We start from the raw sequence: 24,275 nt of genomic DNA, 5'->3' as shown, positions 1-24,275 counted from the left end.
AAAAGCCCTAGCTTAATGTGGCTTTAAATTTTGTTTTCGGTTCTTATAACTTTTTATATTTATACTTTAAAAATTACACTTAAGAAGCCTCAAGCTCGAATCATTATTATCAAGTTATACGTCATTTAATCTTAAATATTGGCTATTTAAATGGACAATTTAATGAGCCCAGTTTGTTCCTTACGCTGTAAACGTTTAAAAAGTGGAATTTAGAGCTTAATTAAATACTTCTATAAACAATTAGGAATTGATACTTTTATCTAAACAGAACTCCAACTTCTTTTAAGCGAATTAAGATCAACGCCATTTACTACTTTCACAGTAGTTCGTATTAAACACCACATATGATGTCTTCCTAATAATTAAGATGCTTATCAATTGACTGACTAATTATGAAAATTCCACAACATAAATAAATATTCCAGCGCCCTGATTCTATAGGCTAATTATTTTCTAGCTCACTAAAGGTATTAATTCTGTGCGTAGTTTGATGTGTCAAATGAAATTGAAGTTGCCGAGGAGTTTACGATGGTGCCTTTCATTGCTAATTAATTATTTTAATAGCATGAAGGAAGTTATCGCCTTTTCCATGGCAACCAATAACATGTGTTAATTTTTTATTGGTTGAATTCTAGACGAAGAAAACTTTTCGTCAAGTGAAAATAAACAAAAGCTTAACAAAAACCCACATGTTGTGGGTTTTTGCAACAAGTAGACTTTTAAACTGCTTGTTGGATTATCACGTTGTCTGCTTTTTTAGTGTAAGCAGGCATGCGATGGAAGTTCAAATAACGATAAGTATCAGCTGCTGTTGCGTTAATTTTTGCTGCATACTGTTGGTATTCAGCTGGTGTTGGTAACTTACCTAAAATCGCAGCTACGGCTGCAAGTTCTGCTGACGCTAAGAATACATTTGCACCATTACCTAAGCGGTTCGGGAAGTTACGCGTAGAGGTAGAAACCACAGTTGCTTTATCTGCAACACGGGCTTGGTTACCCATACACAGTGAACACCCTGGCGTTTCAATACGAGCACCTACACGACCAAAGATACCGTAATAACCTTCGTCGGTAAGTTGATCTTTATCCATCTTAGTCGGTGGTGCAACCCAAAGTTGCGTTGGAATACGCCCTGAGAAACCATCAAGTAGTTTACCCGCAGCACGGAAGTGACCAATATTCGTCATACAAGAACCGATAAATACCTCATCGATTTTCTCGCCCGTCACATCAGATAATAAACGTGCATCATCAGGATCATTTGGCGCACACAGAATTGGCTCTTTGATATCGGCTAAGTCAATCTCTAGTACGTGCTTATACTCAGCATCTGCATCAGCTTCCATTAGTTCTGGGTTTGCTAACCAGTCTTGCATTGCAGTAATACGACGTTCAATAGTGCGTACATCGCCGTAGCCTTCAGAGATCATCCACTTAAGCATTACAATGTTTGATTCTAAGTATTCAGCAATCGACTCTTTTGAAAGCTTAACGGTACAACCTGCCGCTGAACGCTCTGCTGATGCATCAGAAAGCTCAAATGCTTGCTCAACCGTTAAGTGCTCAACACCTTCGATTTCTAGTACACGACCAGAGAATTCGTTGATTTTACCTTTCTTCTCAACAGTCAGTAGACCTTCTTTGATAGCGAAGTAAGGGATTGCATGCACAAGGTCACGTAGCGTGATACCAGCTTGCATTTCACCTTTAAAACGTACCAAGATTGACTCCGGCATATCAAGTGGCATTACACCTGTTGCGGCTGCAAATGCCACTGCACCTGAACCTGCAGGGAATGAAATACCTAATGGGAAGCGTGTATGCGAATCACCACCCGTACCTACAGTATCTGGTAATAACATCCGGTTTAACCATGAATGAATAACACCATCACCAGGGCGAAGTGATACACCGCCACGGTTCATGATGAAATCAGGAAGGGTATGATGTGTGTTTACATCAATAGGCTTAGGGTAAGCTGATGTATGACAGAAAGACTGCATTGTTAAATCAGCAGAGAAACCTAAACAAGCTAAATCCTTAAGCTCATCGCGAGTCATCGGCCCCGTAGTATCTTGCGAGCCAACAGTCGTCATTTTAGGCTCACAGTATTGGCCTGGGCGAATGCCTGCAACGTTACAGGCTTTACCAACCATTTTTTGTGCAAGCGTGAAGCCTTTATCAGACAGCTCCATTACTGCAGGCACTTTAAATACATCAATTGCACCTAAGCCAAGTGATGTGCGTGCTTTATCTGTTAAACCACGACCAATGATCAGTGGAATACGACCACCAGCGCGAACTTCATCAAGAATTACTTCTGATTTAAGTTCGAATGTAGAGATAACGTCATCAGTACCATGGCGCTTCACAACACCTTCATACGGATAGATATCGATTTGCTCACCCATGTTAAGTTCATCAACATTTAGTTCGATTGGTAATGCACCTGAATCTTCCATAGTGTTAAAGAAGATTGGCGCAATTTTATTACCTAAACATACACCACCAACGCGCTTGTTCGGTACGAACGGAATATCATCGCCCATAAACCAAAGCACCGAGTTAGTAGCAGACTTACGAGAAGATCCAGTACCAACAACATCACCAACGTAGGCAAGTGGCAGTCCTTGCGTTTTTAATTCTTCCAGTTGTGTAATTGGGCCAATTTCACCGCCTTTATCTGGCGTGATACCGTCACGTTCAATTTTTAGCATTGCTAAGGCATGCAGAGGGATATCAGGACGAGACCATGCATCTGGTGCTGGTGATAAATCATCCGTATTTGTCTCACCCGTTACTTTAAATACCGTAACAGAGATTTTTTCAGCAACCGCTGGCTTATTCGTAAACCATTCTGCAGCCGCCCAAGATTCAATAACTTGCTTAGCAAAGCGATTACCTGCTTTGGCTTTTTCTTCAACATCGTAAAATGCGTCAAACATTAGCAATGTATTAGCAAGACCTTTAACAACAATTGGCGCAAGCGCATCGTCATCAAGTAAATCAATCATAGGTGCGATATTGTAACCGCCAAGCATAGTACCTAGTAACTCTGCTGCTTTTTCTTTTGAGATTAGTGGTGACGAGGCATCACCTTTAGCCACTGCTGCTAAAAAGCCTGCTTTGATGTAAGCCGCATCATCCACACCGGGTGGTACGCGGTTTACTAATAAATCTAGAATAAACTCTTCTTCACCAGCCGGTGGAGTTTTTACTAGCTCGATAAGATCAGCCGTTTGCTGAGCATCTAATGGCGCTGGTACGATACCTAATTCGGCACGTTCTTCTACGTGTTTACGATAATCTTGTAGCACAGTATTGCCCTCTTGGTGACGTGAAAGTATTCGGTAGTGCGAGTGCTCGCGAAAAATTACCAAACCCTTATAGTATTCTGACGGTTCATAATAAAGCTTTTAAGTATAGATTAAAATCCATCCAGTAAAGCAAAAAATTATACTCACTATAAATACGATGAATATAACTTAAAGAAAACACCATTCACATGAATATCTATTGCGAATCATTATTATCAGACATAAAAAAACCCAGCATATAGCTGGGTTTTTGATAAATCAAATGCTATTAACGCTTAACTTTCACGCGCTCAATTGACTTAAGGTGTGCTTCTACACGACGGTTTTCCGCGTGTGCAGCAGGTGTGTTATCTGTATTTTTAAGACGCTCTTCGCCTAGACCAACAGTAGTAATACGATCTTCAGCAATGCCATCAGCAATTAGCTTAGCAGCAACTGCATCAGCACGCTTTTTCGATAACCACTTGTTGTACTCAGCTTTACCAACAGCTGAAGAATGACCTTCAAGTAATACTGTTGTATCTGTGTGCTCTTTTAAGAAGCTAGCAACTTGGTCAATACCGTTGTCATATTTGCCAGCAACTTTTGAAGCATTGTTAGGGAATGTTACTAACAAACTCTTAGTTACTTCACGGTCTTCATATAAAGTACAACCGGTTCCATCAACAGCATCTGTCATTGGTGTGTTTGGACATTGGTCATCTGCATCAGGGATGTTATCACCATCGCTATCTACAGGGGCAACTGCAACAGGAACAACTGCCGCTGTAGGAGCTGGCTCAACTGGCTCAGCAGCTGAACTTTGCTTACCAAATAAATAGCTAAGACCAAGTTTAGCGCCTACATCTGTGTAACCACGATCAAGACCTTGGTATATCGATGTTTCAGCATTAAATGCAAAATTATCAGTGAAGTAATGTTGGTAACCAGCACCCACATTAGCAAATGTTAGGTTTTCTGTAATATCGATTTGTTTAAGACCGAAAATACCATAGAAAGGGCCACCGTTAATGTGGTAAAGACCATCAATACCGAGACGATCGCCGTCCATGCTTGTAGCTGTCATGGCTGGGTTTGAGCTTGAGATATCAAAATCCATGTCAGCGTATTCTAAACGCGCGCTCCAGTAATCATTAAAACGATAACCTATTTCAGCACCCCAACCAGTTGAATCATCAACGTTAGTGCCTGCGCTACCACGGACATTTTCCCATGAAGCATCGTAATAATCGCCAAAAGCACCGATAAAGAAACCTTCTTTTTCAGCAGCGAAACTTGAAGCGCTAGTTGCAGCTAGTGCTAAAGCAATAGTAAGTGATTTTAATTTCATTGTTTCCTTCCCATTTTCACAATTAAAATTGTAGCTAAGAGACCCTAGCTCAATAAGTTTGACTAAGAGTACCGTATCTTTAGTTAATCATTACTTAACGAAAATGTTTAAATGCATATTTTGCAATTTAAATATTCTTTAAAATAAAGTGCTCTTCATTATAGTTCAGATAAAAAACTTTACCTAACTTACACATAAATCGGTTCCCAGTAAGCTGACTTCCATCATATCGAGCTTGACCCACAACCTAGTATTGAAATCTTGTGCTTCAATAGAAAAATTTTTGAAGCCAATTAGAGTATTATATTGGTTAATTTTAAATCAACAAGTGGTTAGCGCAGTTATTTCTTATAAATATTAATAAATAACCTCTTATAATGAATGCGCCCAATGTAAAAATCATATCATTTCATTAGTACCTGTTCATTCTATGTACAATATAAACAATAGCAAAAATTTATTTATCCATTATGTACCACAAAATGTTTGGTAGTTATGATCTCCATCAACAGGAGGTGAGTACCAAAATGCATTATTAGCCATTGTGTAATAAGGTGATTTCAAGGCAGCTAAATAATCAATTAACATACTACTTGCACCATCACGTTCATAGTCTCGTAAAATAGTTTCAATAATATGGTTGCGTGGGATCATACGTGGATTAGCCTGTCGCATAATCTGATAGCTGTGTGCATTGGTGCGCGTTAACCATTTTATTGACCAAGCTGCTAAATCACTCGCAATAGTAACACTCCCTTGTAGTGATTCTGTCAATGTATCAAAGGTGTTGGTGTAATCAAGTTTATGCGTTTTCAGCAGCCCCAGTAGCTCTGATACTAATTCTTTATCACCTGCTTGATCACCATCCAGCCCTAGCTTTTGCGCCCACATTTGGCTAAATGCGTGATTGAATTGTTCAGCAAAACCATTGATCAGCGGGCTTAATAGCGCAACGGCTTGCTCTTCATCATCGCTTATTAAGGGGAGCAAACTTTCCGCTAAGCGAGCACAATTCCAGTTAGCAATATTTGCTTGATTACCAAAAGCATAACGCCCTTGGCGATCAATCGAGCTAAATACCGTGTCAAAATCAAACTGATTCATCATCGCACAAGGGCCGTAGTCTATGGTTTCACCACTGATCAAAGTATTGTCTGTATTCATTACACCGTGTATAAAGCCAACCCGCATCCAGCTCACCACAAGGGCTATTTGTTTTTCAACAACATTAGCTAAAAATGCTAAATAGCGTTCAGGACCCGTGGTATTGATTTCAGGGTAATGCCGCGCAATGGCCAAATCAGCCAATGCCTGTAAACCAGCTACATCGCCTTGGCTTGCTAGATACTGAAACGAGCCAACGCGAATGTGGCTACTCGCAACGCGGGTAACAATGGCACCTGGCTGTGGCGGCTGTCGGTAAACAGTCTCACCACTGGCAACAACAGCTAAGCATCGCGTGGTTGGCACTCCTAACGCGTGCATCGCCTCACTCATTATGTATTCACGTACAGCTGGACCAATTGCGCAGCGGCCATCGCCACCACGTGAAAATGGCGTAGCACCTGCACCTTTAAGCTGAATGTCCCACAGCTGTTGCTGCTGATCGGCAACTGCCCCAAGTAAGTGAGCACGACCATCACCTAAGCGCGGTGAAAAATGACCAAACTGATGCCCTGAATAACCCAGCGCTACAGGCTTTACGTCACTGTTATTGAGGTTGCCTGCAAAAACATCTGCACGTTCGGCGCTGGCAACGTCAATATTAAGCTGCTGAGCTAATACATCGTTCCACAATAATAAGGTAGGTGCTGCAACAGCACTGGGGGAATCCGGCACTGCAAAATCATCAGCAACCTGGGTATAGCGAGCAACTAGTTTCATGGTATTCCTTAAGCTTGAGTTGTTTGTATACCGACGCGGTTATCACCTACACTGTAAGCGAGGATTAAACTTAGCTCTTGTAAGCTTAAGCCGCTTTGCTGTTGTAACTCGTTAAAAAATGCTTGTGCCGCAGTCAATGACTTTTTCGTTTGTAAGCCACCATCAATTATTTTATGGGCACGCAAATAGCTTTCAACGTCGCGCGATAGTAAAAATGTGTCTTTACCGAGTGCGCGCAATGTATAAGGCCCTGTGTTACCACCTAAACGCGCACCGTGTTTTTTTAAATATGCCCACAAACCAATTATGTCGTCTGTTGGCCAATTGGCAATAAACTGACTAAAGCTACCATGTTCAGCGGCAACCTCGTGGATCATATAAGCGTTATGTGGAATGGTCTGTACTTTTTTAAAATTACGCACGATTCGCTCATCACTGGCTTTTTGCTCAAGCATATCTGGTGGCATCATGAGTAATTTATCAACGCTAAAGTCCCAAAATACCTCACGAAAACCAGTCCATTTATTGTTGATCACTGACCAATAAAAACCACTTTGAAAAATCTTGCGGGTAAACTCTTCAAGCCATGCATCATCAGATAAGCACTTCAGTTGTTCAGTCGCAAGAGGTGCGTGTAACAATTGCTCAAGCATAGCAGTACCGCCTTTACGCAGTGCCGCTCGTTGATAAATACCCTGAAACTTTTCCATTACTTAATACCCTTTTACCACTATGCACACTAGTGTACGAAAAAAGCTATTAATACGTAACCATTGAAGTGTAAAGATCAACATAAACACGGCGACTAACTAAAGATTTATTTCCAGAGTTCGGATTACAGTCTTGACACCTAGATGGCTAAAATGCTTTAATCACCGCCATTACCCCTATTTAAGGGTTAGTTTTACTTTTTTAAAACTAACCCTGTGGGCTAGAAGAGGTGCGTTATTCAGGTAACGTATGTGAGGAGCACAACACTCCAGTGATCATACGTGAGGGGAATTAACGCCGAGAAGTAACACTTTTTGTGAAGGGTTATTTCGGGCGACTGGGTTGAATCCCAGCGACTGTCACCAATAACAGCTTGGCTGTTAAAATATTTGGTGGAGAGCTTCTGGTCTTAGCATAATAAGGCCATTGCGCCCTATTGTATTAAGCCCATTCGCTCTTCGAATTATTAGTTCGAACGATGTTAATGCGGCTCTTATCATAATGCTCATTAACTCCTCGAATCACTTATAAGTTCGTGAGAGATGATCAACAACTTCAATTTAAACGACTACCCATTGTGGACAGCCCTTGTCACGCCTTTTACTGACGCAGGCGAAGTCGACTATAGCGTGCTTGAGCAATTAGTTACGCAGCAACAGACAGCTAACAATGGCATTTTACTGCTTGGCAGTACAGGGGAAGGCTTAGCTCTTACCCTCAAAGAGCAGCAAGCGATTGTTGAGCACGTCTGCCAGTTAGCACCGACTGTGCCCTTGATGGTTGCCGTTGGCGGCATGAACCTCAAACAGCAAGTTGCATGGGTTGAATACTGTAACCAATTACCAATTCACGGTTATTTACTGGGCTCTCCTCTCTATGCTAAACCAGGCGTAGTTGGCCAAACCCACTGGTTTGAAAGTCTACTCAATGCCAGCAAGCATCCATGTATGCTTTACAACGTACCGGGGCGCAGTGCGATTGCTATCCCACCTGCAGTAATTAGCAATTTAAAAGATCACAAAAACTTATGGGCGCTTAAAGAAGCCAGTGGCGATATTGCGAAATTTGAAGGCTTTAGAAATGCCGCACCAGAGCTGGCGATTTTTAGTGGTGATGATGCGTTGATGCCTTACTTTGCCCAAGCCGGCGCGAAAGGCTTAGTATCTGTCGCAGCGAATGCATGGCCTGTGCAAACCCATGAATTTGTAAAACGCAGCCTCAGTGGCCAACACCCCAATTTATTTGCTGACTGGTCGCAAGCAATTCAAAGCTTGTTTGCTGTCGCAAACCCTATCCCCGTTAAAGTACTCATGCATTTACAAGGGCGTATTAATAGCCCGTATTTGCGCCCGCCTTTAACGCATCTTGAGTTAACGCAAACAGATTGTATTAACAACGCAAACAACACCATTTTATCTTGGCATTAAACACAGGTTTTTATAATGAGCTGGTTAGAACTATTAAATAATTTAGAATCGGGCGCAGTACGCGCAGCAACACAAGACGAAAGCGGCCAATGGCATGCGAATGTTGAAGTTAAACAAGGTATTTTAGAAGCGTTTAAAAACGGTACTAATACTGAATTCCCTGGTGGTTTTGTTGATAAGCATAACTTAGCGCCACAAGGCTTTGCAGCTGATGCAGGTGTACGTATGGTGCCAGGTGGCTCAAGTGTACGACGTGGTGCTCACGTTGCTAAAGGTACGATTATCATGCCACCAGCCTATGTAAACATTGGCGCCTACATTGACGAAGGCACTATGGTTGATAGCCACGCATTGGTAGGCTCTTGTGCACAAGTAGGTAAAAACGTGCATTTAAGTGCTGCGGTACAACTAGGCGGCGTACTTGAGCCAATTGGCGCAAGTCCTGTGGTAGTCGAAGACGATGCATTCATCGGTGCAGGCTGTGTAATTGTTGAAGGCGTAGTGGTTAAAAAAGGTGCAGTACTTGCCCCTGGCGTGCGTTTATCAGCAACCATTCCTGTCTACGACTGTGTCAATGAGCGCCAACTAGATAGAGGCGAGCCAATTCCAGAATATGCGATTGTTATTCCTGGTTCTCGTCCAGCATCAAATGCATGGGCTCGTGAACAAGGTTTAAGTATGTCATGCGCACTAATCGTAAAATACCGTGATGAACAAAGTGATGCGTCATTACTTCTTGAAGAGGTTTTACGTTAATGACCTTTTTGAGCACGCCAGTTAAAAACGCCATTGCTGAGCTATCAACTAAACTTGATACGCCATTTTTTGTTTACGACCTTGATACCCTAAACGCACACTTAGCACGTTTAGTAGCGCAAACAGAGATAAAACTGTGGTATGCGGTAAAAGCCAATCCGCTTTCTAAAGTGATTCAAAGCTTAGATAACGCAGGTTTTAACTTTGACGTAGCAAGCAAAGGTGAACTTGAGCAAGTACTTGCACAAGGCATTAACAGCGAGCGCGTGCTCAACACGGGGCCAGCAAAGAGCCCACGCCAAATTAAACACTTTATTGAACGTGGCGTACGTATTTTTGTTGCCGAAAGTCTCAATCAAGTCCGCTGGTTAAATGAGCAAGCGATTGCAAAGCAATGCCAGCTACAGGTTTTACTACGTGTGCAATTACGCTGGCCTGAAGGCGAAAAAAATCCTCTCGGTGGCGATAGCCTTACTCCATTTGGTTTAGGTTGCGATGAATGGCAAGCGCTCAATACTAGCGACTACCCAACGCTTAGTTTTGACGGCCTGCATATTTTCCAATGGGGCAATATGCTCAGTACTGACAAACTTGCCGAGCTTTGGTCACAAATGGTTGCACCACTGCAACAACTTGCAAGCGATTTAGGTATTCGTTTAAAAGTGCTCGATTTAGGCGGTGGTTTAGGCATTCCTTACACTTTAGATGCACCTACCTTAAGTTGGGATACATTAATTAGCGCCCTTGCAAAAATTAAGCGTGCTGCAGGCGTTGATGAGTTATGGATGGAGCTTGGCCGTTATGCCGTAGGTGAATGTGGCCACTACGCAACACCGGTGGTTGAGCGCAAACTTAACTATGGCCAGCAGCAAGTAATCTTAAGCGGTGGTATTAACCATTTATTACGCCCCGCCGTCACCAGCCAAGATTTCCCTGCACGATTATTACGTGACTCAACAGCCTCAAACCAAGCAATGAGCTTATATGGACCATTGTGTACTGCACTGGATTGTTTAGGTGAACATCAATTACCTAACGATTTAAACGAGCAAGACTGGCTGGTGTTTAGCCAATGCGGCGCGTACGGTTTTACCGAAAGCATGCCCTACTTTTTATGCCATGAACTGGCCGCCGAATACGTTATGAACAATGGTGAGCTTAACTGTATTCGCCAAGCAGAAGATGCTAGCTACTACTTAAGGTAATTGAAATGAGTATGACAACTGCAATCAGCCAAGAAAATATCGTGGTTGGCGAAGTCGCAAATGGCTTACCGCTAACCATTCCTGTCTATCGTTTAAAAGGCGATGGCACTGGGCCAAATGTTTATGTGCAAGCCAATATGCACGGTGCTGAAGTACAAGGTAATGCGGTTATTTACCAATTACTTGAGCAACTTAAGCATCTTGAACTCAAAGGCGATATCACCTTAGTGCCTTATGCCAACCCGATTGGTTGTAATCAAAAATCGGGAGAATTTACCCTTGGCCGCTTTGATCCAATTACCGGCACTAACTGGAACCGTATGTATCACTGCAATAGTAAATTGGCGAGCCAATTTGCCGAGCAATATCGTGATGCCGATGAGCAAACCTTAAAAAGCGTATTTAAAACTGCGCTGATTGAAGAGGTAGATCAACAGCTTAACGGTCCAGCTTATCAACTAACTACTGGTAAGCGCATTGCACTCAATTTACAAAAACTCGCGCATCAGGCTGATATCGTGCTGGATTTACACACCGGGCCTATTTCAAGCCAGCATTTATATTGTCCAGATTACGCCAAGGCCAGCGCCAGCTATTTCAACATTCCCCATGTTTTGTTCATTCCGAATGACTTTGATGGTGCAATGGATGAAGCCAGCTTCTGCCCTTGGTGGCAACTAACCGAGGCATTAGCTCAACAAGGCCGTGAGTTTAACGTGCAAGTTGAAGCGTTCACGGTTGAGCTTGGCAGCCAAGAAAAAATAGATTTAACGGCGGCCCTAAATGACGCGAATAGTATTTTGAGTTACCTAAATCACAAGCAAGTGTTTGTCGATGCGCCGTACCAGCCTAAAGCAATGCAGCGCTACGGCTGTAATTTAAGTGATTATCTTGCTTACTATGCACCTATGGGTGGCATGGTTGAATATATAGCGCCACTAGGCGGGCATATTAAAGCCGGCGAGCCTATTGCTAAAGTGCTGCGAATGGAGCGTTACCTCAGTGAGCAACCTTTACAAACTCTGAGCCTTGACTGTGATGCCATCGCTATTTTGCACTTTGCTTCAGCAAGCGTAAATCAAGGCACCGAACTATATAAATTCTTTACTAACATATTTGAGCTTTAACTTTTTGTAAAGCTCAACCCTTCTCATTGCGTGAGAGCAATATAAGCCCAAAGTGCTAATATTGCATTGAAAAAGCGGCTAAGGCCGCTTTTTCTCTTAAAACTGCTAAACCTTCTTTTTCTTGAAAATAGCCATCAATACATACCCTATAGTTAACCAAATATTTAAATATGGAGGCAAAGAAGCTAATACTGCATATAAAAATTTATAACCTTTCACTTTCGAGATAATAAGGTTTACTAACATACAAACCGTGACAGTAAGAACAGCCACAAAATACATTGGATGTATTTCGCCTGTTCTAAGCATTTCTACAATATCATTCATCTCTATTACCTTTTTTAATGTCTACTTATTGGCGTGATAATAACTGTCTTCTTGCCTCCAGAGCTACCAGAACGGAATACCGTAACTTGAATTCCATAACTTGCTAAGTTATCTAAGAATTCTGACAAGTTGTTTTCACTATTAAATGTATACTCACCTCGTACCGAAAATCCAGCGTCTGGGATCCTGTTACCATCCCTGTCTTGAGCACTATTATCTTTATAAGAAAATACGAAACGTGAAGAAGTGGTTGTTGCTGCTACCATAACTAGAGTAGATCCATCTGAAAATTTAAATTCCCACTCAGTTCCTGATAAAGGAGAAAATAAAGCTCCTCCAAAAGTAGATGCAATTTGTCTAGACCAATATGTAAAGGGGTGATTATCTAAAAACCACTGATCTAATCGAGACCTATTACTGCTATTCTGAGCAATATCCCAAGAACTTTCAAAACCACTTTCGATTGGTACAGTAATTCTCGCAGACATGGCATTAAATTGCCTCTGTGCAGAATAGACTTGATCAACTAAATAGCTTGGTGGCGCTACAGCTTGTGTTGATATCAACGTTTCTAATTCACCAAACCGGCCTATTTGCGGCTGTGAAGTCACCACAAAAGACTTAACAATCCCTGTTGATATACTGATAACATTAATATTATGTACTGAGCTCACACTAGCATTATCTGTAAGACTTTTAACCCTATTAAATGCTTTAGATTGCATTGAAGAATAATCACATGAGTTACAAGTTAGATTTTCATCAGTGCTAGCAGCCTGTACTCTAAAAATAGACAAATAGACAAATAGACAAATAGACAAATAGGTCGGATAAGTATTTTTCATAACATAAAGTCCTTTTATAACACTTGTTAAAACTTTTTAAATTTTGTTTGATTATAAAGATGTGAAATGTAACTTAAATGAAAACAAAAAACAACTTAATAGCAACTCTTCCTTACAAATTCTTTACCAATGTATTTGAGCTTTAATTTTCATTCATAGCTTAGTGGACAAGACAAGCTTTTGAATACAGTCTTGAATAAAGAAACGATCAAGCAAGCTACGGTGTCGAACTTGAAATTCAGAGACTTTTGCAAGCTCAATGAGATGTTTTTCTGAGGTAAGAACCTTTAATTGATTTGAAACTTGCTCAATCTGCATGTGGACTCTGTTTTGGTTAAACTTTAATTTTCCTTATATCCAGCCTATGAATTTTCACTTAAAGCCATACCTTCTCATTGCGTGAGAGTAATATGAGCATAAAGTGCTGATATTGCATTGAAAAAGCGGCTAATGCCGCTTTTTCTCTATAAAGATGATCAAAATTAGCAAATCTGTCGTAACATAAAAAATACTTTCTTTAATAGTTAAGTAAAAGTTCACAGTCACTAAGCTATAAAACCCTGTACACTTTTTAAAATACATATTTCTCAAAGGAATAATAATGACTTGGCGCAACGGGATCTTACTAACAACCTTGTTATCAGCAAGTGTCGCGGCACAGCAAGCTGAAGGCGAAAAAACTAACGAACAAAACAGCGATATTGAACTAGTTAAGCAATGTATTTTAAATGAAGCAATTGGTGGTGCTGGCGAAATGACGCTCGCGCAACTACGCGAAAAATGCTCATCACTCGATGAAAGTAAACAGATTACCGCCCTTGATAAACGCAAAGCCCGTGAACAGGTTAGTGAAAAAAATCGCAATGTTATTACGCCGCACAAACGTAACTATATTTTACCTATCTCTTATGTATCCCACCCAAACAATAGCTCGTTTGAAGCATATGACGAAGTAACCGGTGAAAAAAAAGATGAACCACTCGATAACGTAGAAGCAAAATATCAGCTTTCAATTAAGGTTCCTATTTTCGATGATTTTTCTGATGAAGACCAAGCTATATTTTTTGCCTTTACATTGCAGTCATATTGGCAACTTTATAACAAAGAAAGCTCCTCACCATTTCGTGAGACCAACTATGAGCCAGAAATTTTTTGGGTTAATTATTTAGATAAAGAGCACGTTCCATGGGGCGACGAAATGGCTGTGGTGCTTGGTGTTTCCCATCAATCTAACGGTAATAGTCAGCCAGATTCACGCTCATGGAACCGTATTTATGCAAACTTTCTGTGGGAAAACGATGGCTACGTGTTTAGCTTTAAACCTTGGTACCGTATTTCAGAAAGCGAGAAAGAAACACCATTAGATCCAAGAGGTGATGATAACCCTGATATTTACAAATACATGGGTTACTTTGAATTTAGCGGTGCATATCGACTTAATGATCATGAGTTTAGTTTTATGACCCGCAACAACTTAAATTCAGACAATCGTGGTGCAATTCAGCTTGATTGGTCATTTCCGTTATGGGGGCGAGTGCGTGGTTACGCCCAATACTTCAACGGTTACGGTGAAAGTTTAATTGATTATAACGCGGATATAGAACGTATTGGTGTCGGTATATTGTTAACTGATTTACTGTAAAAATTAAGGCCAAGCAATCGCTTGGCCTTTTTGTTGTTAGTGCTAAATTCGGGCTACTTAATAATTTTAAATGTGCCTTCAAATTCGGCTACAAGTAGCTCACCGTCGTAAATTTCAACGGGCACCATGTAGCTTGCTTTACCATCTGTTTCCAGCTCAGCCAACTTGCCTTTACAGCCACTTAAATCAACGCTACCGCGCGGTTCATTATTGAGTGGTTTTAGGTATTTAATGTTTGCATCAGCAAGCACAATATTACCCTCAAGGCCGGCTTCTTTAAGCGCTAAATAAGTAGCACCCCACCCAGTTAACGTCGCTAAGCTATAAATAGAACCGGCAAACATAGTGTTATGTAGATTTAAGTTCGCATTGAGATCTGCACTGGTGGTAAATTGCCAATCGGTGTAGCTTTCAACCTTAATGCCCATCGCATCACTAATTGGAATAGATTCACGCCAGGTATTTTGCAGTACCTGAGTCCAATTAGGGTGACGGAACCAACCTGGTTCAGACGGTTTTTGTTTCACCATCTTCCAATGTTGAACATCGTCATAAGCCAGATGCGCTTTTTCTTTGAGCTCATAACCATGGCGCTTATAAAACTCTAAAGCACGCTCTCGAGCAAATAGCACCAATTCATCGGCATCTTGGGTCCAGGCTATTTTTTCAAGTTCATGGAGTAAACGGCTACCAATATGCTGGTTACGATTACCCTCAGCCACCGCCATATAGCGCACTTGAGCTTGCTGTTGATTATTAAAATGCAATCGCGCAACACCTAACACGGCTCCCTCTTTATTTTTAATAAAACGGTGTTCGGCATCTTGTTCTAAATCATCTTGCTCTGAGCCACGCGGCTCATTCCAAGGCGCGCGTAGCACTTGCCAACGTAATTGATAATAAGCTTGCCAATCTTCGCTACTTTGTGGTGTTGTCACCTGAAACATAATCACTCCTGTTGTGCTAATACCGTACTATAAAACGCTGCTGATCATTGCGAAAAAATAACATCAACAAAATACAGCTATTTATTATTGCGACCTACCATACTCCATCTGATAAAAACTTGGAATACGACTTTGGTGAGCAATGTAAAATATCTGCTTTACCTGTAAAACTTGATAGACATATTGGCGCTTTAGATTGACTCGTCTATGCTGATGTAACTATGGAACATTTTTTTGAAGACAACGGTGCAGTAAAACACAGTTTTATCGAAGATTGCCATCGCATCGGGCAATTACTCTATTGGCACAAATATGGCGCCGATTGCATTCAGGTGCGCCAGCATAAACAATTACGCTGGCTACTGATCAACGAAACCCTGCAATCAGTGGTCGAGAAAAGCAGCCCAAGCCATTTGCTGTTTCCACATTTACAATATTTAGCGCAATTATGGCAGCCGCTCCCAGCACCAAACGCGGTACTTGAACTGGGCTTAGGTGGTGGCGCTATCCGCAATTATTTACAACACACCTACCCTGATAGTCAGCTATTATCTGTAGAGAAAAACCCCAATATCATTCATTGTTATAAGCGTTTTTTTGGCGGGGATCACGCATCCAACTTGCGCTGTTTTGATGCTGAAGCGGTATTAGAGCATGGCCCACAATACGATTGGATCATTCTTGATCTATTTAGCCAATTAGATGCACCGTTATTTTTATACAAACACCGCTTTTACGAAAAACTGCGCAGCGCTTTAGCTAAACATGGTTACCTGTTTATTAATTTTTTGTCCCAGCATGAATCACAACTAAAGCAGCTAGAGCATTTGCTGATCACCACGTTTGGTAAAATACCCAGCATTGAAAAAATCCCAGGTTATGCCAATAATATTGTGGTGATCAGAAAATAATTCGTTATACGGTTAAGTTAAATGTTACTGGCCCATCATTACATAAACTTACTTGCATATCCGCAGCAAATTGTCCTGTCGCAACACGTAACCCCGCCACTTTAGCTTGGCTTACAAAATACTCATAAAGCTCATTTGCTTGAACGGGTGTTGCCGCTGATGAAAAACTCGGGCGCATGCCTTTTTTAGTATCTGCCGCCAGAGTAAATTGCGATACCACCAATAATTCCCCCTGAATATCTTTGAGACTTAAATTCATTTTGTCGTTTTCATCGCTAAAAATACGGTAGTTCGTCACCTTGTGCAGTAGTTTATCAGCGGCGCTATTATCATCGAGCTTTTCAACCCCAAGCAATAACAGTATTCCCTGCTCAATTTGCCCAATAACTTGACCATCTACTGTAACTTTTGCGTGTTTAACCCGCTGAACTAGTCCTTGCATTTATTCCTCGATAATTTAATACACATAAGATCGGCTGCGCGCCGTACTGCCGCTAAATATACATTATTATCAACACCATGCCCAACGCCATCTAATATAAGCAACTGTGCATTGAGTTGCTCGGCTAAATGCTGCACCGCATTGAATCGGCATACTAAATCATGGCGGCCATGAATAAACCAAGTGGGAATTTTACTAATCTTTTTATAGTTTTCACTAATAAAGTTATCCGCAATAAAACACTGCGCAGCAAAGTAATGGACCATCAAACGCGCCATATTGAGCCCTAACTGTGGTGAACTCAATCCCCATTGATGCTGCTGTTTACCATGACTCAAGACATTTTCCCACTGGCACCATAATTTGGCAAAGTGGTTGGCATTTATTTGATTATCATCATTTAATTGCTGCTGATAAAACTCAAGAATACTCGCCACATCAGGTAGATTTTGAGAAAAACGCGCATACAACTCAGGGTAAAAGTGTGCTGCACCACCAGTGCTGCTATATAACCAATCTAAATCTGCTGAAGTAGCTAAAAAGGTGCCCCGTAAAATTAATCCTTGTACATGTTGAGTATGTGCAATTGCATACAGTAAACATAAGGTTGCTCCCCATGAGCCACCGCTAAGCAGCCATTTTTCTAGCCCTAAATAAGTACGTAAGTAATCAAGATCAGCTACTAGCTCTGTAGTGGTATTCGCGCCGATTAAATGGGGAGTAGATTGGCCGCAGCCGCGTTGGCTATACAGAATAATACGGTAACGGGTAGGATCAAAAAAACGGCAATTATCCGCATGCAAGCCCACACCAGGGCCGCCATGGCAAATCACCACCGGCAAGCCCTCGGGCTCACCGTATTCTTGCACATGAATTTGATGGCCATCCCCAACACTTAAATGAAAGTCATGGTAGGGAGTAATATTCGGATATAACTGCATAATGCTGATTCTCCTATCAGCGATGCGGCTAATTAATGAGTAGCATCGCCCTCTTCATCCAAGATAACATCAGGTGTATCTGCGATATTTTTAGGGCTAATACATACAGTGAATTCAGCTCCTAACAACACAACCACCCAAGATAAATAAACCCATACAAACAAAATTGGGATCGTTGCCACCGCGCCGTAAATCACTTCATACGATGGAAAATGACTGATATACAGTGCAAAACCTTTTTTAGTTAACTCAAATAGTAAGGCTGCAAATAAAGCCCCTGGGATTGCAGCTCGAAAAGGCACGCGAGTATTAGGCACTAAAGTATAGAGCATAATAAAGCCCGCCATGGAAATTAAATACGGCAATAGCTTTAACAAAAAGCCACTAAAACCAGGGATCCCCTGATCGGCAAAAGAAACTAACGAGACAATATACGAAGTAACCCCGATACTCGCCCCCAATAATAATGGCCCTAAACTCAACACCATCCAATACACGGCAAAAGAAATCATCATTGGCCGCTTAGCTTTAATTCGCCAAATACGGTTTAAAGTTGCATCAACATTTCGGATCAGCAGCAGCGCAATAGCGGCTAAAAAGCCGATACCCACGGCAGTCATTTGATTCGCATTTCCTGCAAAAGAGGTAATATGCTCTTTGATTACATCTGATGAAGTGGGAATAAAATTAGCAAACAAAAAGTTTTCAATCGCAATTCGGGTGTCTTCAAAGCCCGGAAAAGCCGAGAAAATAGCCACACCCACAGCAATGAGAGGCACTAACGAAAGTAGCGTCACATAGGCTAAATAACCAGCATTTACAGTTATTTGGTCATCAATACAGCGATTAATATACTGCATCCACCAAGTGGGCTGCTGACGTATAAGCCCCCGCAACTGCTGTTTATAATGTGCGACCTTTTCATTCATAAATTTAACTTTCTGCTAAAATAGTTTTGATTATCATAGCAATCCGCCACATAATTTACAGCAATAACGGATTTAAAAAGGGATCTCAATGAAAAAATTTACTTTGCTAGGCGCACCAATTATCGCTTTAACGCTCACCTTAACTGGTTGCCAATCGGCATATTACTCGGCCATGGAATCGGTTGGGGTGCATAAACGCGACATTTTGGTGGACCGCGTCGAAGCAACCAAAGAGTCTCAAGAAGAGTCTCAAGAGGAATTCCAATCTGCACTTGAACGTTTAACAACATTGATTAACTTTGATGGTGGAGATGTACAAGCAGCCTATGACCAACTCAATGATGACTACGAATCTAGCCTTGCGGCTGCTAATGACGTTACAAATAACATCAACAAAGTTGAAGATGTAGCGCAAGCATTGTTTGAAGAATGGAGCGAGGAATTAGAACAATATTCTAACGCTTCACTTAAACGTGAAAGTAATAAAAAGCTCACCGCAACCAAACGTGACTTTGATAAACTGTTACGCTCTATGCGTAATGCTGAAAGCAAGATGGAGCCGGTACTGTCATCACTGCATGACAATGTTTTGTATTTAAAACATAACCTTAATGCGCAAGCTGTTTCTGCCATTCAAGGTGAGTTCACTAATCTTAAACGCGATATAAAAGTGTTAATGGATGACATGAACCAGTCGATTGCTGATTCAAATAAATTTATAGAGCAGATGAATAAAGCAGGATAAATCTGCTGCGAGTTGGCGAGTTGGCGAGTTGGCGAGTTGGCGAGTTGGCGAGTTGGCGAGTTGGCGAGTTGGCGAGTTGGCGAGAAAAGAATACATTAAGCCTGCGATTTCGCAGGCTTTTTTATTGTTATATCTTGTTACTTTTTAAGTGTTTTTTAATCGGCTATTGTTGGTACACTTTTACCTAATGAAAATTATAAAAACATTCAACAATGAAAAGACATGTCGTTAGTTTAATTATCGCATCAAATTTATTAGCCGCGTGTAGCACTGCCAATCACGTGCAAAGAATTGCCGGCGCTAATACAGTTGTGCCACTGCACCAAGATGGTGAACGAGCTGGCCGCTACCACAACCTCTACCCTGGTGAAAAAACTTACCCTGTTAGCTGTGAGCATGATTGCTACCCAAAAAACGCGAGCTTAGTATGTGAAGCAGAGACTGAAAACTGCCAATATCAAGGCGAGCAGCTAACACCACAACTCAATACTGGCTTCACTGTGCGCTGGCTTGGCCACGCAGGTTTTATGATCAAAACCCCCAACGGCCAACAAGTGGTATTTGATCCAGTAAAGGAACAGTTTGACTCCCCTGTTGATTTAGCTTTTCGTCTTGCCTCAGGATTTTATCGAAAACCTGGCGACTGGCTCACTGACAGCGAACTAAAAAACTTAGATGCTGTTATGTATTCTCACCTTCACTACGATCATTTCAATAAAGCAGACATCGAAAGCATAGGTAATAAACCTCGCTACTTAACACCACTTGGTATGGCAGATAACTTTCCAACCGGTGGCTTTAACATTAGCGAAATGGCTTGGTATGCAAGTACTAACATTGATGATTTAACTATTCACGCCGTGCCTGCGCATCACTTTAGCAGCCGTATTCTCGTCCCTTTTATTTACGAAGATAACGATAAAGCTTCATGGAATGGCTGGCTGCTTGAACAAAATGGCAAAACACTCTTTTTTGCAGGCGACACCGGTTACTCACAGCACTTTAAAGACATCCAACAGAAATACGGTGAGATTGATATTTGTTTAATGCCAATTGCCTCTTATTACAGCGAAGATAATGGCAAATGGTATCGTTATGTACATACTACTCCTGAGGATGCCTTAACAGCCGCACAAGAGCTAAATTGCAAAGTTATGATACCTTGGGGCTATGGCAACTCAAGTTGGCAGATGGGCGATCACAGCAGCCACTCCCCATTACTACGCTTATTGCATATGTACGATGAAATGGACTCGCAAATCCCGCTGTATATTTTTAATGAAGGAGAAAGTGTCGCACTATAAAGCGACACTTGGGTACTGATACGATTGCTCTTCCGCCTTACATTCATCATCACCGAGAGAGCGATTTATTGGCCCAAGTAACATACTAAACAAACCATTAATTATATTCGCTGTTTGATGTGTATCTGAACTATCGAGCGAGTGGTTCTGCACTTGGCGTTGCTGACTTTGCGCACTGCCAACAACAAAGTCACACCCCGAACTCATTACTTGCGACGAAGTACAACCAGATAAAAACACTGTTATAACCAACAACAATACTTTAGCCAAAATTATTCCTTTAATATATAAATTATTGCAACACGATAACTTTACCTTGTAGCTAAATAAAATAATGTAAAAAACTGTATGCACTTACGGCATGTTAGTGTCTCTATTTAGCACCTCACTTATTACCGCTGTTGTTTTCAATTTTTGTTTCAGTCACTATTAGGCTATAAACAAAATAAAAAATTCGAGAATGACATGAAAACAGTCGCGCTGACTTTAAGCCTATTAATGAGCAACGCCGCCATGGCGATCGACGTAGCACATACAGCAACACCTATCACCATTGATGGTGTCTCTGAAAGTGCATGGAACCAAGCAACATGGCAGCCTATGCCTTACCTTATGGATGGCACCTTACCTGACTCAGATAAGGACTTTAAAGGCCGCTACAAGTTACTTTGGGATGAAAACTACCTGTACTTACAAGCCGATATTGTTGATGATGTACTGATTGATAGCCACCCAGATCCTACCGATAAATACTGGGATGATGATGCCTTAGAAGTGTTTATCGACAGCGATGCCTCAGGCGGTAACCATCAATTTAATCATACTGCGTTTGCCTATCACATCGGCCTTGATAACCAAGCGGCTGATTTTGGACCTGATAAAAAGCCCCATTTATACACAGATCACTTAATCAGTCGCTGGCAACGCAACAGCACCGCGCCCTACAACATCACTTGGGAAGTGGCGATTAAGCTTTATCCGAATGATTACCAAGAAGGCGCGCAAAACACCCCGCTTAAGTTAACGGCAAAACAAGTGATCGGCTTTATGCTCGCCTACTGCGATAACGACGGCAGTGAAGTACGCGAACACTTTATGGGCTCACACGAAATACAACCAGTAAATGGCAGCCGCAACCTAGGTTATATCGACGCCAACGTATTTGGCAAAATCACCTTGTTACCAAAAAATAACGGATCCACGCAGAACTCAAGAGATACTGCGCTTACAATAAAATAGGTACTAGGTTGCTAGGCGTTAGGGCAACAAACCCCGATGACTTTGTTGCCCTAACCTCATTTATTGCTCATTATCTTCTCTTTGTGCAAACATTTTTTAAGTGAATTATTCACAAAGAGGATAAGAGACGCTGCGCTTTAGAGGAAAAAAGTTATTTCAGAGATAGATTCTGTGGCAAGATTTTTCAAAGTCTAGCGACTTACCTAATGAACCTTTTCATAATAAATATAGTATCAACAGCAACGATTGGTGGATTTAATTAACCTTTACTGTTTGTCTCCACCGCCTCGCTGGTAAGAACGCTTCTAACCTAGATCCTAGCGCCCTTCACCTAACAGCTATTACTAACACCAAGCTACCCAACTACACTGTTCTAATCTGACAGCTGACCGCTTACAGCTCTTCCCCTCACAAACTTTACTCTCGCTAACTCGCTAACTAATAACCACAAAAAAGCCGCTGTATCTCTTAAATACAGCGGCTTTTAAAATCATCGTTCTAAATTAATAGATTATGACTTAGGCGCACGACCCGCACGTTTACGTTCATTTTCAGTTAAATGACGTTTACGAATACGAATGTTTAATGGCGTTACTTCTACTAGCTCATCATCAGCAATAAACTCAAGCGCTTGCTCAAGTGAATAGTTAAGTGCTGGTGTCAATGTTTGTGCTTCATCTGTACCAGATGCACGAACGTTAGTAAGTTGCTTACCTTTAAGCGCATTAACTGTAAGGTCGTTATCACGGCTATGAATACCGATAACCATACCTTCATATACTTCAACACCGTGACCGATGAATAAACGGCCGCGCTCTTGTAAGTTAAATAATGCGTTAGTAAGTGCTTTACCCGTTGCGTTTGCAATCATTACGCCGTTCTTACGAACACCTAGCTCGCCACCTTTGTGCGGACCGTAGTGATCGAAAGTATGGTACATAAGGCCAGAACCTGATGTAAGCGTCATAAAATCAGTTTGGAAACCGATTAAGCCACGGCTTGGGATCATAAAGTCCATACGCATACGACCTTTACCATCTGGTGCCATATCAGTAAGCTCACCTTTACGAAGACCGATTTGCTCCATGATCGAACCTTGGTGCTCTTCTTGACAGTCAATCGTTACCGTTTCATACGGTTCTTCAAGCACGCCATCAACAGTACGTAAGATTACCTCAGGACGAGAAACCGCTAGCTCGTAACCTTCACGACGCATGTTCTCGATTAAGATACCTAAGTGTAATTCACCACGGCCAGAAACACGGAAGCTATCTGGGTTTGCAGTGTCTTCAACACGAAGTGCTACGTTGTGTACTAATTCTTTGTCTAAACGTTCACGAATATTACGTGATGTTACAAACTTACCTTCTTTACCACAAAAAGGAGAGTTATTAACAGAGAACGTCATGGTTACTGTTGGCTCATCAACACTTAGTGGTGGTAATGCTTCAACATTAGTAGGACAACAAACAGTGTCTGAAATCTTAAGTTCGCCGATACCGGTTACCGTTACGATGTTACCAGCATAACCACGTTCAGTTTCGATACGCTCAAGACCTAAGTAGCTTTGTACAGAACCGATTTTACCGTTACGTTTAGTGCCATCAGCACTGATGATAGTAACTTGTTGGTTAGGTGCTACAGAACCACGCTTGATACGACCAACACCGATCACACCAACATACGAGTTGTAATCAAGTTGCGAAATCTGCATTTGGAAGTCACCTTCAGGATCTGCATCCGGTGGTGATACTTCGTCAACGATCATCTTGAACATAGGTTCCATGTTGTCTGATGGCTCGTCTAAATCTAATGTTGCCCAGCCGTTGATTGCTGATGCATAGATCACTTTAAAGTCTAACTGTTCGTCAGTTGCGCCTAGGTTGTCGAATAAATCAAAGATTTGATCCATAACCCAATCAGGGCGTGCACCTGGCTTATCAATTTTATTGATAACAACGATTGGCTTTAGGCCTTGCGCGAATGCTTTTTGCGTAACGAAACGCGTTTGTGGCATTGGACCTTCTTGAGCATCAACAAGTAGTAATACTGAGTCAGCCATCGAAAGTACGCGTTCAACTTCACCGCCAAAGTCGGCGTGTCCTGGGGTATCTACGATATTGATATGGTAGTCATTCCATGAAATAGCGGTGTTTTTCGCTAAAATGGTAATACCACGTTCTTTCTCAATGTCGTTTGAGTCCATCACGCGCTCTTCGTTACCGCCGCGTGTTTCTAATGTACCT

The 24,275-nt window shown here is 41.6% G+C and carries 21 protein-coding genes and 1 riboswitch; of the genes, 9 read left to right on the top strand and 12 right to left on the bottom strand.

The window, feature by feature from the left end:
* Positions 1-719 precede the first annotated feature (719 nt).
* The 4 genes from acnB to ENH88_RS01230 all read right to left on the bottom strand — a co-directional run bounded on the left by acnB (position 720) and on the right by ENH88_RS01230 (position 7,241).
* Positions 720-3,317: a bifunctional aconitate hydratase 2/2-methylisocitrate dehydratase gene (gene acnB, locus ENH88_RS01245; protein ID WP_304178623.1), complete on the bottom strand. Its 2,598-nt coding sequence runs from the start codon at positions 3,315-3,317 to the stop codon at positions 720-722.
* 268 nt (positions 3,318-3,585) lie between these two features.
* Positions 3,586-4,647: an OmpA family protein gene (locus ENH88_RS01240; RefSeq protein WP_304178621.1), complete on the bottom strand. Its 1,062-nt coding sequence runs from the start codon at positions 4,645-4,647 to the stop codon at positions 3,586-3,588.
* Between the two features lie 468 nt (positions 4,648-5,115).
* Positions 5,116-6,531, bottom strand: coding sequence for a protein adenylyltransferase SelO (locus ENH88_RS01235; RefSeq protein ID WP_304178620.1), 1,416 nt, complete (start codon positions 6,529-6,531; stop codon positions 5,116-5,118).
* Between the two features lie 8 nt (positions 6,532-6,539).
* The gene (locus ENH88_RS01230) at positions 6,540-7,241 is read right to left on the bottom strand and encodes a DNA-3-methyladenine glycosylase I (RefSeq protein WP_304178617.1); all 702 of its coding nucleotides are present in this window, start codon (positions 7,239-7,241) and stop codon (positions 6,540-6,542) included.
* Between the two features lie 217 nt (positions 7,242-7,458).
* A riboswitch (Lysine riboswitch) is annotated at positions 7,459-7,653 on the top strand.
* 131 nt (positions 7,654-7,784) lie between these two features.
* Between ENH88_RS01230 and dapA the strand changes: the two genes are divergently transcribed.
* Genes dapA through ENH88_RS01210 form a run of 4 tightly spaced genes read left to right on the top strand, consistent with a single transcriptional unit; the run spans position 7,785 to position 11,757 of the window.
* Complete coding sequence (gene dapA, locus ENH88_RS01225) at positions 7,785-8,669, top strand: 4-hydroxy-tetrahydrodipicolinate synthase (RefSeq protein WP_304178613.1); 885 nt, start codon at positions 7,785-7,787, stop codon at positions 8,667-8,669.
* A 15-nt stretch (positions 8,670-8,684) separates the two neighbouring features.
* Positions 8,685-9,425, top strand: coding sequence for a 2,3,4,5-tetrahydropyridine-2,6-dicarboxylate N-succinyltransferase (locus ENH88_RS01220; protein WP_192540656.1), 741 nt, complete (start codon positions 8,685-8,687; stop codon positions 9,423-9,425).
* The gene (locus ENH88_RS01215) at positions 9,425-10,630 is read left to right on the top strand and encodes a PLP-dependent decarboxylase (protein ID WP_304178610.1); all 1,206 of its coding nucleotides are present in this window, start codon (positions 9,425-9,427) and stop codon (positions 10,628-10,630) included. Before ENH88_RS01220 ends, ENH88_RS01215 begins: the two co-directional genes overlap by 1 nt.
* Positions 10,631-10,635: 5 nt before the next feature.
* Entirely contained in the window at positions 10,636-11,757 is a 1,122-nt protein-coding gene (locus tag ENH88_RS01210) for a succinylglutamate desuccinylase/aspartoacylase family protein (RefSeq protein WP_304178607.1), read from the top strand.
* A 105-nt stretch (positions 11,758-11,862) separates the two neighbouring features.
* On the opposite strand, the gene ENH88_RS01205 is transcribed toward ENH88_RS01210, so the two are convergent.
* Both ENH88_RS01205 and ENH88_RS01200 read right to left on the bottom strand, forming a co-directional pair.
* The gene (locus ENH88_RS01205) at positions 11,863-12,084 is read right to left on the bottom strand and encodes a hypothetical protein (RefSeq protein WP_304178606.1); all 222 of its coding nucleotides are present in this window, start codon (positions 12,082-12,084) and stop codon (positions 11,863-11,865) included.
* A 14-nt stretch (positions 12,085-12,098) separates the two neighbouring features.
* On the bottom strand, positions 12,099-12,929 hold the full coding sequence (locus ENH88_RS01200; RefSeq protein WP_304178605.1) for a hypothetical protein: 831 nt from the start codon (positions 12,927-12,929) through the stop codon (positions 12,099-12,101).
* A gap of 601 nt (positions 12,930-13,530) precedes the next feature.
* On the opposite strand from ENH88_RS01200, the gene ENH88_RS01195 reads away from it, so the two are divergent.
* Positions 13,531-14,571 (top strand): phospholipase A, encoded by a 1,041-nt coding sequence (locus ENH88_RS01195; protein ID WP_304178603.1) that lies wholly within the window; start codon positions 13,531-13,533, stop codon positions 14,569-14,571.
* Positions 14,572-14,624: 53 nt separating this feature from the next.
* On the opposite strand, the gene ENH88_RS01190 is transcribed toward ENH88_RS01195, so the two are convergent.
* Positions 14,625-15,518, bottom strand: a complete 894-nt coding sequence (locus tag ENH88_RS01190) for a bifunctional GNAT family N-acetyltransferase/hotdog fold thioesterase (RefSeq protein WP_304178602.1) — start codon at positions 15,516-15,518, stop codon at positions 14,625-14,627.
* Positions 15,519-15,739: 221 nt separating this feature from the next.
* On the opposite strand from ENH88_RS01190, the gene ENH88_RS01185 reads away from it, so the two are divergent.
* Positions 15,740-16,429: a spermidine synthase gene (locus ENH88_RS01185; RefSeq protein WP_304178600.1), complete on the top strand. Its 690-nt coding sequence runs from the start codon at positions 15,740-15,742 to the stop codon at positions 16,427-16,429.
* Positions 16,430-16,433: 4 nt separating this feature from the next.
* Here ENH88_RS01185 and dtd read toward each other — a convergent pair whose 3' ends face one another.
* Genes dtd through ENH88_RS01170 form a run of 3 tightly spaced genes read right to left on the bottom strand, consistent with a single transcriptional unit; the run spans position 16,434 to position 18,741 of the window.
* Positions 16,434-16,871: a D-aminoacyl-tRNA deacylase gene (gene dtd, locus ENH88_RS01180; RefSeq protein WP_064667784.1), complete on the bottom strand. Its 438-nt coding sequence runs from the start codon at positions 16,869-16,871 to the stop codon at positions 16,434-16,436.
* A complete protein-coding gene (gene pip, locus ENH88_RS01175; RefSeq protein ID WP_304178595.1) occupies positions 16,859-17,812 on the bottom strand; it encodes a prolyl aminopeptidase in 954 nt (317 codons plus the stop codon). Before pip ends, dtd begins: the two co-directional genes overlap by 13 nt.
* A gap of 32 nt (positions 17,813-17,844) precedes the next feature.
* Complete coding sequence (locus ENH88_RS01170; RefSeq protein ID WP_064667782.1) at positions 17,845-18,741, bottom strand: virulence factor BrkB family protein; 897 nt, start codon at positions 18,739-18,741, stop codon at positions 17,845-17,847.
* 88 nt (positions 18,742-18,829) lie between these two features.
* Between ENH88_RS01170 and ENH88_RS01165 the strand changes: the two genes are divergently transcribed.
* Together ENH88_RS01165 and ENH88_RS01160 are read left to right on the top strand one after the other, a co-directional pair.
* On the top strand, positions 18,830-19,486 hold the full coding sequence (locus tag ENH88_RS01165; RefSeq protein ID WP_304178591.1) for a DUF2959 domain-containing protein: 657 nt from the start codon (positions 18,830-18,832) through the stop codon (positions 19,484-19,486).
* 212 nt (positions 19,487-19,698) lie between these two features.
* The gene (locus ENH88_RS01160) at positions 19,699-20,790 is read left to right on the top strand and encodes an MBL fold metallo-hydrolase (protein WP_304178589.1); all 1,092 of its coding nucleotides are present in this window, start codon (positions 19,699-19,701) and stop codon (positions 20,788-20,790) included.
* On the opposite strand, the gene ENH88_RS01155 is transcribed toward ENH88_RS01160, so the two are convergent.
* Positions 20,785-21,060, bottom strand: coding sequence for a hypothetical protein (locus tag ENH88_RS01155; protein ID WP_304178587.1), 276 nt, complete (start codon positions 21,058-21,060; stop codon positions 20,785-20,787). The two genes, ENH88_RS01160 and ENH88_RS01155, sit on opposite strands and share 6 nt — an antisense overlap.
* Before the next feature lie 195 nt (positions 21,061-21,255).
* Between ENH88_RS01155 and ENH88_RS01150 the strand changes: the two genes are divergently transcribed.
* Entirely contained in the window at positions 21,256-22,029 is a 774-nt protein-coding gene (locus ENH88_RS01150; RefSeq protein WP_304178585.1) for a CBM9 family sugar-binding protein, read from the top strand.
* A 511-nt stretch (positions 22,030-22,540) separates the two neighbouring features.
* Here the strand turns inward: ENH88_RS01150 and typA are convergent.
* Positions 22,541-24,275 (bottom strand): translational GTPase TypA (typA, locus tag ENH88_RS01145; RefSeq protein ID WP_304178584.1); only part of this gene is annotated, 1,735 nt, incomplete at its 5' end.

Origin of the sequence: Pseudoalteromonas prydzensis (assembly GCF_011050055.1) — a bacterium.
Taxonomy (GTDB): domain Bacteria; phylum Pseudomonadota; class Gammaproteobacteria; order Enterobacterales; family Alteromonadaceae; genus Pseudoalteromonas; species Pseudoalteromonas prydzensis_A.
The sequence above is the reverse complement of the archived record's forward strand: the minus strand, read 5'-3'. Positions and strand labels throughout refer to the sequence as shown.

Excerpts from the sequence above, each read along its gene's own strand:
- ENH88_RS01200 (WP_304178605.1), bottom strand. The coding sequence starts at position 12,929 with ATGAAAAATACTTATCCGACCTATTTGTCTATTTGTCTATTTGTCTAT.
- ENH88_RS01185 (WP_304178600.1), top strand. The coding sequence starts at position 15,740 with ATGGAACATTTTTTTGAAGACAACGGTGCAGTAAAACACAGTTTTATC.
- ENH88_RS01195 (WP_304178603.1), top strand. The coding sequence starts at position 13,531 with ATGACTTGGCGCAACGGGATCTTACTAACAACCTTGTTATCAGCAAGT.
- ENH88_RS01210 (WP_304178607.1), top strand. The coding sequence starts at position 10,636 with ATGAGTATGACAACTGCAATCAGCCAAGAAAATATCGTGGTTGGCGAA.
- ENH88_RS01230 (WP_304178617.1), bottom strand. The coding sequence starts at position 7,241 with ATGGAAAAGTTTCAGGGTATTTATCAACGAGCGGCACTGCGTAAAGGC.
- ENH88_RS01190 (WP_304178602.1), bottom strand. The coding sequence starts at position 15,518 with ATGTTTCAGGTGACAACACCACAAAGTAGCGAAGATTGGCAAGCTTAT.
- ENH88_RS01160 (WP_304178589.1), top strand. The coding sequence starts at position 19,699 with ATGAAAAGACATGTCGTTAGTTTAATTATCGCATCAAATTTATTAGCC.
- ENH88_RS01240 (WP_304178621.1), bottom strand. The coding sequence starts at position 4,647 with ATGAAATTAAAATCACTTACTATTGCTTTAGCACTAGCTGCAACTAGC.
- ENH88_RS01165 (WP_304178591.1), top strand. The coding sequence starts at position 18,830 with ATGAAAAAATTTACTTTGCTAGGCGCACCAATTATCGCTTTAACGCTC.
- dapA (WP_304178613.1), top strand. The coding sequence starts at position 7,785 with ATGATCAACAACTTCAATTTAAACGACTACCCATTGTGGACAGCCCTT.
- ENH88_RS01170 (WP_064667782.1), bottom strand. The coding sequence starts at position 18,741 with ATGAATGAAAAGGTCGCACATTATAAACAGCAGTTGCGGGGGCTTATA.
- ENH88_RS01215 (WP_304178610.1), top strand. The coding sequence starts at position 9,425 with ATGACCTTTTTGAGCACGCCAGTTAAAAACGCCATTGCTGAGCTATCA.
- dtd (WP_064667784.1), bottom strand. The coding sequence starts at position 16,871 with ATGCAAGGACTAGTTCAGCGGGTTAAACACGCAAAAGTTACAGTAGAT.
- ENH88_RS01150 (WP_304178585.1), top strand. The coding sequence starts at position 21,256 with ATGAAAACAGTCGCGCTGACTTTAAGCCTATTAATGAGCAACGCCGCC.
- ENH88_RS01235 (WP_304178620.1), bottom strand. The coding sequence starts at position 6,531 with ATGAAACTAGTTGCTCGCTATACCCAGGTTGCTGATGATTTTGCAGTG.
- ENH88_RS01205 (WP_304178606.1), bottom strand. The coding sequence starts at position 12,084 with ATGAATGATATTGTAGAAATGCTTAGAACAGGCGAAATACATCCAATG.
- ENH88_RS01220 (WP_192540656.1), top strand. The coding sequence starts at position 8,685 with ATGAGCTGGTTAGAACTATTAAATAATTTAGAATCGGGCGCAGTACGC.
- pip (WP_304178595.1), bottom strand. The coding sequence starts at position 17,812 with ATGCAGTTATATCCGAATATTACTCCCTACCATGACTTTCATTTAAGT.